This window comes from Bdellovibrionota bacterium (assembly GCA_035292885.1).
Taxonomy (GTDB): Bacteria; Bdellovibrionota_G; JALEGL01; order JALEGL01; family DATDPG01; genus DATDPG01.
This window is the reverse complement of sequence record DATDPG010000103.1, coordinates 1-2641: the sequence shown is the minus strand read 5'-3', so window position 1 is coordinate 2641 and position 2641 is coordinate 1. Positions and strand designations below refer to the sequence as shown.

General features: G+C 55.5%; 3 protein-coding genes and 2 tRNA genes. 3 read left to right on the top strand and 2 right to left on the bottom strand.

Going from position 1 to position 2641, the window contains the following annotated elements:
- Nucleotides 1-145: 145 nt before the first annotated feature.
- On the bottom strand, nt 146-673 hold the full coding sequence (locus tag VI895_08280; protein ID HLG19794.1) for a prepilin-type N-terminal cleavage/methylation domain-containing protein: 528 nt from the start codon (nt 671-673) through the stop codon (nt 146-148).
- Entirely contained in the window at nt 642-1580 is a 939-nt protein-coding gene (locus VI895_08275) for a DMT family transporter (GenBank protein ID HLG19793.1), read from the bottom strand. Before VI895_08275 ends, VI895_08280 begins: the two co-directional genes overlap by 32 nt.
- 12 nt (nt 1581-1592) lie before the next feature.
- Between VI895_08275 and VI895_08270 the strand changes: the two genes are divergently transcribed.
- The 3 genes from VI895_08270 (at nt 1593) to VI895_08260 (ending at nt 2470) form a co-directional block, all read left to right on the top strand.
- Nucleotides 1593-1669, top strand: a tRNA-Arg gene (locus tag VI895_08270).
- Between the two features lie 236 nt (nt 1670-1905).
- Entirely contained in the window at nt 1906-2412 is a 507-nt protein-coding gene (gene tadA, locus VI895_08265) for a tRNA adenosine(34) deaminase TadA (GenBank protein ID HLG19792.1), read from the top strand.
- Nucleotides 2381-2470, top strand: a tRNA-Ser gene (locus VI895_08260). The genes tadA and VI895_08260 overlap by 32 nt, the downstream gene beginning before the upstream one ends.
- Nucleotides 2471-2641: the final 171 nt, after the last annotated feature.

The following is a 2641-nucleotide window of genomic DNA, read 5'->3' as shown; positions in this document are numbered from 1 at the left end:
GCGGGCACTGACAGCGCAAGGACAATCCAGAAAAAACGGTTCAATTGGGCCTTCATATATTTTCTCCTTTCCATTGGAGATGAGTGCACGAACGGGTGATCCTATTACAGTTCTTGCTCGGTTTAAAGAATGAGAAAAATCCAGGTTATTCCAGGGTTTCCACTTTAAAAACGCCCGATCCCCCGACAAAATCTCCGGTGGCGCTATTGACGCTACCGACGCGCTCAAAGAGGGAGGTGCTTGTATCTCCGTCGAGGTCGCCTTCGGCACGGGCCGTAAAGGAAGCGGCGGTACCCGTTCCCGAGGCAATGGCCCGGTAACTGTAGCGAACGGGGGAGTCGGACGCGAATTGGACATCCACCCATCCCGCCGAGGACCAGTTGCCGGCGGTCGACGTTCCCGAAGGGACGTTTGCGGGATCAGGCCCGGCGCTCACAAAGCGGCTCGACACGCGCATTCCGAAACGATCGATATGGTCGACGTCAAAATAGGCGATCTCACCGTCATAAATCTTTCGAATGCCGCTGAGCGCCTCGGTGGTCTTGCTCTTGCGGATGTACTTAAGAAAGGCCGGAACGGCCGTGGCGGCCAGAATTCCGATGATCGCCACGACGATCATCAGTTCGATCAGCGTAAAGCCCTTACGTTCGCGGCGTGACTTGGGACTTCCCATACCGGGCCCAGGCTCCACGAATAGAAGGGTACTCAGAAACGAACATTCCTGCGAGCAAGATTATACCGCCCGAAAGGGTCTGAAAAGCAATCGGTTCCCCGCCGATGACATTGGCGAAGAGGGCGCCCCATAGAGGTTCCGTCATGTAGATGAGACCGGCTTTCGTAGCGGTCGTTCGTTTTTGCATCGTCGCCTGTATTACAAAGCAAATGAACGTCGCCAAGACGGAGGTCACGATCACGGAGATCCAGTACGGCAAATGATTCGGAACCAGCAGCGGAGATTCGGATAAGAACGCACATCCCGCGCAAAGAACGCCCAGCGTCGCGATCTGGAGCGTGGCCATGAGAGGGGGGCTGTATTTTTTTGTCCACGCTTGCACGGCGATGACCTGAAGAGCGATGAACAACGTGCTGATGAGGACCATGGTGTCCCCCACGGGATTCCAGCTCGAAGCATTTCCCGCCATCACGACGACACCCACCCCGCTCAAGCCGATCCCTATCCAGGCGTAGAGAAAAATCTTTTCTCGCAAAAGAAGGAGAGCCAGGAACGGGATCAGAACGACGTAAATCCCGGTCAAAAGGCTCGTATTAGTGGCCGATGTGTATTGAAGACCCATGGTCTGAAGAGCAAAGGCGCCGAAGAGCGTGAGGCCCGTAGCAACCCCCGCGCGAAGGGAGGCAGGTGTCAGCCCTTTTCGCTGTTCCGATGCCTTCCAGGTCATCAACAGGGGAAGAGCGAGAATGCAGCGGAACGTGAGGAACGTGAAAGGACCACTGAAGACCAAAGCCTGCTTCGTCAGAATGAACGTGAGGCCCCAAAAAAGAGTTGCTAAGAGTAGAGATGCCTCCGGTAATAACGGCCAGGTTTTCACTTTGACTAACGCCTCCTCTTGCGTCACCATCCCGCCCTCGGCGCGCCCTTAGCTCAGCTGGATAGAGCGACAGACTACGAATCTGTAGGTCAGGTGTTCGAATCACCTAGGGCGCACCACGGCTTGTCTTTTTCCCGCTTCGCGTCGTTCTCACCCCTCGCGAATCCTCACATACGAACTAAAGTATGCTCCGGTTCGCTCGGGGTTGCGGCCTCGCGAAACGGGAAAAATCCTAAGCCTTACTAGCATACCGAGTCGCTCCCATCGTCGCGCCTTGCTGCGCGAAACAATTGCTGCGCCTTACTTGCAGACTGGACAGTGCGCCTTGACTGTGAGAACAGGCGAACCCGCAACTATGGAGAATAACGAAGGTAAACTTTCCGACAACTACTTTATGGGGTTGGCGATCCAGCGGGCCCGAAAGGCGGCATTGCGCGGAGATGTGCCGGTCGGGGCGATCGTTGTTATCGATGGGAACATTTATTCGGAAGGGGGAAACGAACGGGAGGCTCTTCAAGATCCGACGGCGCATGCGGAAGTTGTCGCTCTTCGGCATGCGGCGGAAACGCTTCAAAGTTGGCGTCTGGAAAACGCCACGGTCTACGTCACTGCCGAGCCGTGTCTATTATGTACGGGAGCGATTTACTTAGCGCGGATTCAACGCGTCGTTTTCGGATGCCCCAATCCGAAAGGGGGCGCACTCCGCTTTGTGTCCGTTAATGAACAGCACCTAAATTTAAATCATCGTGTGGAAATTACCGGCGGCGTGAGGGAGTTGGAATGTGCCCAACTCTTGCGTACATTCTTCGTCGAACGGCGCGACAAGACGGGGAGAGATGGCCGAGTGGTTGAAGGCGCCTGACTCGAAATCAGGTGTACGGGAAACCGTACCGGGGGTTCGAATCCCTCTCTCTCCGCCAATTCGCGTTTTTTCGGGCGCGCGCCAGGGCGTCCCAGGGTTTTTCGTAATCAAACCGCAGCCTTTTCGCCGAAATGTGGAAGTTCGAGCCGAGGGAAACGAGGAATTTTTTCTGCGATTCCAAATCTCCCTCGATCGCGATCCTTTCCGCGCTGTGGGCCTGGATGAAAAA

Coding starts and splice junctions, on each gene's coding strand:
- VI895_08280 (HLG19794.1), bottom strand. CDS start 673: ATGGGAAGTCCCAAGTCACGCCGCGAACGTAAGGGCTTTACGCTGATC.
- VI895_08275 (HLG19793.1), bottom strand. CDS start 1,580: ATGGTGACGCAAGAGGAGGCGTTAGTCAAAGTGAAAACCTGGCCGTTA.
- tadA (HLG19792.1), top strand. CDS start 1,906: ATGGAGAATAACGAAGGTAAACTTTCCGACAACTACTTTATGGGGTTG.